The following is a 6,000-nucleotide window of genomic DNA, read 5'->3' as shown; positions in this document are numbered from 1 at the left end:
TGACGGGCATCCATGCCCGTCACCTCCCTCCGCAAGCCCTCCGCTCGGCCTCCTGAAGTCGCAATCTGTGTTGCCTGGACTATCGCGCACTTAGAAGCAACAGCAACAGCAACAGCAACAGCAACGAAAGTTAATCGACTGCTTCAGGCGACCCTTGCCAGTGGGAACAGGCGTTTGAAGTTGGTGGTTGTCTGTTCGGCCAACTGCTCGTAACTGGCACCCCGCAGCGAAGCTACATACTCTGCAACTTCACGCACATATTGCGGGAGGTTCGGTTTGCCACGATGAGGAATTGGCGCGAGATACGGCGCATCGGTTTCCACCAGAAGGCGATCAGCAGGCACCTGCCTGGCCACTTCCCGCAACGCTTCGGCATTGCGGAAGGTGACGATGCCCGACAACGAGATGTAATAGCCAAGGTCCAGCGCTGCCTTGGCCATTTCCCAATCTTCAGTAAAGCAGTGCAGCACGCCCGCCTGAGGCAGGCTTGCTTCGCGCAAAAGCGTCAGCGTATCAGCCCGTGCCGCCCGGGTATGCACGATCACCGGCTTGCCCGTCTGCCGCGAGGCTTCCAGGTGCAAGCGGAAAGACGCCTGCTGAAGCTCGGCAGCTTCAGGCTCGTAGTGGTAATCCAGCCCGGTTTCACCGATTGCCACCACATGAGGATGCGACAACTCATGCAGCAACCACTCAAGCGCAGGGGTTTCGCCCGGCGCCAGGTCCAGTGGATGCACGCCTACCGAGCAGTCCACATCAGCGTACTGCTCAGTGAGCGCTTTCACCGCGCCGGCATTTTCGGCGCTCACGCCGATGCACAGAAAATGGCCTACGCCCCGGCCACGTGCCGCCTCCAGCGCCGCATCGAGCGAGCCCTGGTGAGCAGTGAGGTCCAGACGATCCAGATGGCAATGGGAATCTACTAGCATGGGCTACGCACACAAAAATGAATGAAAATCAGCGGGCACCTGGTAACTGCAACCAGTGGGCCAGCAGCGATTCGAGCAACAGAACACGGTTCAGGTTGGCCTTGCCAAGCACCTTTTGGCGCTGCTCCAAAGTCCATGTCTGAACCTCAAGCACCTTGGCCGGCCGACTTTTCTGGGCCAGGTATTGCACCACCTTGCGCATGTCGGCCAACCCTAGGCCGTCCTCGTCCTGGGTCAATTGGTAGCGCAAGATCAGGTGCGCCCAATCGCAGAACCAGTCGAACAACAGCAGCAGCGGCACGCCGGTCCATGCCTCCGCCAGTTGGCTGGGGGAAGCCTGCTGTTTAAGCAACTTCTTCACCCCATCGGCAACCAGCGCGCGCTGTTCTCGAACGCCCTGCGCCTGCAGGCTGACTGCAAGCAGTGGCGAACCTGCGGCCAGTGCCAAAAGCTCCGCGCGATCACTTTCATCACTGCCTGGCAAGGCTCCGGCCAGCCAAGCCTGGCTCTGGGCCTGGCTGGGCTGCGGGCACGCCACCTGCTGGCAACGGCTTTTGATGGTAGGCAGAAGACGGCTCGGTTGATGGGTCACCAGCAGCAGAACGGTATCGCCCGAGGGCTCCTCCAGGCTTTTGAGCAAGGCGTTCGAGGCGTTGACGTTCATGGCCTCGACCGGCTCAATCAGGACTACCTTGCGACCACCCAGTTGCGCCGTCTGCACCACGAAGGCGACCAACTCGCGCACCTGGTCAACCTTGATGGGTTTGTCGAGCTCTTCGGGCTCCAGGATGAAATTATCCGGGTGGCTACCGGCCTTGAGCAAATGGCACGACTTGCAGGTGCCGCACGCCTCCTTACCCTGAGGCTGCTGACACAGCAACCGTGCCATCAGGCGCTCGGCCAACGCCCGTTTGCCGGTGCCTTGCGGGCCGTGCAGCAAGTAAGCATGGGCGTGCTGGGCGCGACCGGCAAGTTGCTCCCACAGCGCCTGTTGCCAAGGGTAGCCATCAGCCACGGCAGCGTTCCACGATACCAGGCACCAGCCCGTCGATGGCCCGCTGGACCGCGTCAAGCGACTGCGCGGCATCCAGACGGCTATAACGGTGGGGCTCTCGCTCGGCCCGTTGCAGATAAGCATGGCGCACTGCTTCGAAGAAGGCCTGCCCTTCCTGTTCGAAACGGTCCAGGCGGCCGCGTGCCGCGGCTCGGGCCAAGCCAACTTCGACCGGCAAGTCGAAGATCAGGGTCAAATCAGGACGTAAGTCCCCTTGCACGAACTGCTCGAGGGTGGCAATACGCCCAACCGACAAGCCGCGACCACCGCCTTGGTAAGCGTAGGTGGCATCGGTAAAGCGGTCACACAGTACAACCGCACCCCGCGCCAGCGCTGGCCGTATCACCTGCGCCAGGTGCTGGGCACGGGCGGCGAACACCAGCAGGAGCTCGGTGTCGGCAGCCATCGCCTCGTCACTGGGGGCCAGCAGCAGCTCCCTGACTTTTTCGGCCAATGGCGTGCCGCCGGGCTCACGGGTCAACACCACATCCAGCCCCTGCTCGCGCAGGCGCGCAGCGAGGTAGTCACGGTTGGTGCTCTTACCTGCGCCTTCGGGGCCTTCCAGAGTAATAAACAAGCCGGTCACGGGCAGTCCTTAATGTTTTACTTCAGGCGTCGTCGGCGCGGTGGCCGGCGCGTCGTTGGCGCTGCCATTACCGGCTGGCTCAGCGGGTGGCGACGGCTCAGCGGGCTGGCCGGTGCTGTCTGCCTGAGGCTGGGCGGCGGCTTCGCCACCCGGCTGGGTTGTCTGAGGTGAGGGGCTGGAGCGGTAGTCCGCCCGCCGCTTTATCTGGAACTCGCGCACGGCCGAGTTATGGTCGTCCAGATCATCGGAAAACACATGGCTGCCATCACCACGCGCAACGAAATACAGGCTGGTGCCATCCGCCGGGTTAAGCGCGGCATGGATGGCTTCACGCCCCACCATGGCGATGGGCGTGGGTGGCAGCCCTGTGATGGTATAAGTGTTGTAGGGCGTGGGCTCACGCAGGTCGGCACGGGTAATTCTGCCGTTGTAGCGTTCGCCCATGCCGTAGATTACCGTGGGGTCGGTCTGCAACATCATGCCCAGGCGCAGACGCCGCACGAACACGCCGGCAATCTGCCCACGCTCCTGGGGAATACCGGTTTCCTTTTCCACCAGCGATGCCATGATCAGCGCCTGGTAGGGGTCACGGTATGGCAGGTCACGCGTACGCTCGGCCCACTCTTTAGCCAGGACTTCTTCCAGGCGCATGTAGGCCTGCTGCAGCAGCTCGACATCGGTCATGCCGCGCACGAACCGGTAGGTATCGGGGAAGAAGCGCCCCTCAGGGAACACACCGGTGTGACCCAGCTTGTCCATGACCTCGGCATCCGAGAGCCCGTCCAGGGTCTGCTTGATCTTCTCGTGCCTGGCGACAGCTGTGCGCACCTGGCGGAATGTCCAACCCTCCACCAAGGTAAGGTTGTACTGCACCACATCACCGCGCCGCCAGGCATCGAACAGCTGCTCCACGGTCATGCCTGGGGTAAGCCGGTACTCCCCGGTATGCAACGGCACGCCGGCCATGTTGAACCGCCAGTACAGGCGCAGCCATAGAGCGTCATCCAGCAGGCCCTCCTGCTGCATGCGGTAGAACATGCGGTTGGGGGTAGCACCGTTGGGCACGTCCAGCAGGCGCTCCTGCTCCACGTGCAGGGGCTGGTCCAGCACAGCGTGAACCTTCCAGGCCGACCAGCCAAGCGCAAGGCCGGCAATGATCAAGCCCATTTCCAGCAGCAGCAGGAATTTACGTCTCACGAATTCAGGTTTCCAGTAACGTACGGGCGACAGCCTGCAATTTACGCGTGAGCGGGCCAGGCGACCAGTTTAGCTCGCCTGCACTGCGCACGGGCCATATGCCGTACACGCTGTTGCAAACAAATACTTCGTCGGCTTGCTCAAGCTCATGGTACGGCAGGTCACGCACTTGTGAGGGGATGCCGAGCAATGGGGCCTGCTGCAACAACGCGGCGCGCATCACCCCTGCCACGCCGCAGCGCTGCAGGTCAGCAGTGAGCAGCGTACCGTCGCGCACCAGAAACAGGTTGCTATAGACCCCTTCGATGATCCGGTCATGCCCATCACACATCAGGCCTTCTGCATGTTCACTGCCCTGCCACTCGGCACGGGCCAGCACCTGCTCCAGGCGGTTGAGGTGTTTGAGGCCTGCCAGCAAGGGTTGTTCCCCAAGCCGCGTCTTGCAGAGAAAAAGGCGCACACCCTGATCGCCATAGGACTGGGGATAGGCCGGCAATGGGCTGGCTTGCAGGATACGCCGGGCTGGCGCATCCGCCACGGGCGCGTAGCCACGCTGGCTGTCGCCACGGGTGAGGATCAGTTTGGCGACGCCTGCCCCTAGCTGGCTGGCAAAGCGTTGAAGCTCATCGGCCACCAGTGCCACATCCACCACAATGGACAGGCGTTGACACCCCAGTGCCAAACGCGCCATGTGCTCGCCCAGCAGGCTGGGCCGGCCGTGACGCACGGCGATGGTTTCAAACACACCATCGCCGTAGGCCAGGCCCCGGTTCTGCAGGTTAACCGCAGCCTGGGGTTGGCCATCTACCCAACTGTGCATCAGCCGGCAAACCGGCGGAACACCAGGGAGCCATTGGTGCCACCAAAACCGAACGAGTTGGACAGCACCACGTCGATCGGCATGCTGCGCGCCTGGTGCGGCACGAAGTCCAGGTCACACCCTTCGTCCGGCTCGTCGAGGTTGATGGTTGGCGGAGCCATCTGGCTGTTGATGGCCAGCACGCTGAAGATCGCTTCAACCGCGCCTGCTGCACCCAACAGATGGCCCGTCATTGACTTGGTCGAGCTCACGGCCAGTTTGTAGGCATGCTCGCCAAACACACGCTTGATCGCTGACACTTCGGCCAGGTCGCCTGCCGGGGTCGAGGTGCCGTGGGCATTGATGTAGCTGACCTCGTGCGGCTCAACACCGGCATCGCGCAGGGCGTTGGCCATGCACCGCGCAGCGCCTTCGCCGGTTTCAGGCGGTGAGGTCATGTGGTAGGCGTCGCCACTCATGCCAAAGCCCACCAGCTCTGCGTAGATGGTGGCACCACGGGCCTGGGCGTGCTCGAGTTCCTCAAGCACCAATGCGCCAGCGCCATCGGACAGTACGAAGCCATCCCGGCCCTTGTCCCAGGGGCGGCTCGCGCGGCTCGGCTCGTCGTTGCGCGTAGAAAGCGCACGCGAAGCGCCGAAACCGCCCATACCGAGGCCGCAGGCGGCCATTTCAGCACCGCCGGCGATCATCACATCCGCTTCACCGTAAGCAATGTTGCGCGCCGCCATGCCGATGCAATGAGTACCGGTGGTGCAAGCGGTGGCGATGGCGTAGTTCGGCCCCTGTAAACCCAGGTGAATCGATAGGAAGCCCGAGATCATGTTGATGATCGAGCCCGGCACGAAGAACGGCGAAATGCGCCGTGGGCCGGAATCGTGCAGCGTGCGGCTGGTTTCTTCGATGTTGGTCAGCCCGCCAATACCAGAACCCATGGCAACGCCAATGCGCTCACGGTTGGCGTCGGTCACTTCAAGGCCGGCATTGCGCACGGCCTGGAAGCCTGCGGCCAGGCCGTACTGGATGAACAGGTCAAGCTTACGGGCCTCTTTGGCCGACAGGTATTGCTCGACCTCGAAGCCCTTGACCGAGCCGCCAAAACGGGTGGAGTAGGCAGAAAGGTCCGTGTGTTCGATCGGACCGATGCCACTACGGCCAGCCAGAATGCCCTGCCATGTGCTCGGTACATCGGTACCCAGTGGCGACAGCATGCCCATACCGGTGACCACGACGCGTCTACGCGACACAGTACTCTCCTTTTCTAATGACAGAGTTTCTTGCCATTGCATTCAACGCAATGGAAATGAAATGGCAACAAGCTCTCGATGCCCGGGGCCGGACACCCCATCGTTTGAAACGGGACGCTTGCAAAGAAAAAACCGCACGCCGGCAAAGGCAGTGCGGTTTTTCCCGACAAGAA

6 protein-coding genes are annotated in these 6,000 nt (G+C 62.3%); all 6 read right to left on the bottom strand.

All coding sequences use genetic code 11. The features are described from left to right. Nucleotides 1–143: 143 nt before the first annotated feature. Genes IAE38_RS19115 through fabF form a run of 6 tightly spaced genes read right to left on the bottom strand, consistent with a single transcriptional unit; the run spans nt 144 to nt 5,827 of the window. Nucleotides 144–926, bottom strand: a complete 783-nt coding sequence (locus IAE38_RS19115) for a TatD family hydrolase (protein WP_201164176.1) — start codon at nt 924–926, stop codon at nt 144–146. 28 nt (nt 927–954) lie between these two features. Then, the gene (locus IAE38_RS19110; RefSeq protein WP_201218705.1) at nt 955–1,941 is read right to left on the bottom strand and encodes a DNA polymerase III subunit delta'; all 987 of its coding nucleotides are present in this window, start codon (nt 1,939–1,941) and stop codon (nt 955–957) included. Beyond that, on the bottom strand, nt 1,934–2,566 hold the full coding sequence (tmk, locus tag IAE38_RS19105) for a dTMP kinase (protein WP_201164178.1): 633 nt from the start codon (nt 2,564–2,566) through the stop codon (nt 1,934–1,936). The genes IAE38_RS19110 and tmk overlap by 8 nt, the downstream gene beginning before the upstream one ends. Nucleotides 2,567–2,575: 9 nt before the next feature. Further along, the gene (gene mltG, locus IAE38_RS19100) at nt 2,576–3,763 is read right to left on the bottom strand and encodes an endolytic transglycosylase MltG (protein WP_201164179.1); all 1,188 of its coding nucleotides are present in this window, start codon (nt 3,761–3,763) and stop codon (nt 2,576–2,578) included. Nucleotides 3,764–3,767: 4 nt separating this feature from the next. Next, nucleotides 3,768–4,583, bottom strand: coding sequence for an aminodeoxychorismate lyase (pabC, locus tag IAE38_RS19095; RefSeq protein WP_201218704.1), 816 nt, complete (start codon nt 4,581–4,583; stop codon nt 3,768–3,770). Then, a complete protein-coding gene (fabF, locus tag IAE38_RS19090; protein WP_028633630.1) occupies nt 4,583–5,827 on the bottom strand; it encodes a beta-ketoacyl-ACP synthase II in 1,245 nt (414 codons plus the stop codon). The genes pabC and fabF overlap by 1 nt, the downstream gene beginning before the upstream one ends. Between the last annotated feature and the right edge of the window lie 173 nt (nt 5,828–6,000).

The organism is Pseudomonas sp. S32 (genome assembly GCF_016648095.1).
Classification (GTDB): domain Bacteria; phylum Pseudomonadota; class Gammaproteobacteria; order Pseudomonadales; family Pseudomonadaceae; genus Aquipseudomonas; species Aquipseudomonas parafulva.
The sequence above is the reverse complement of the archived record's forward strand: the minus strand, read 5'-3'. Positions and strand labels throughout refer to the sequence as shown.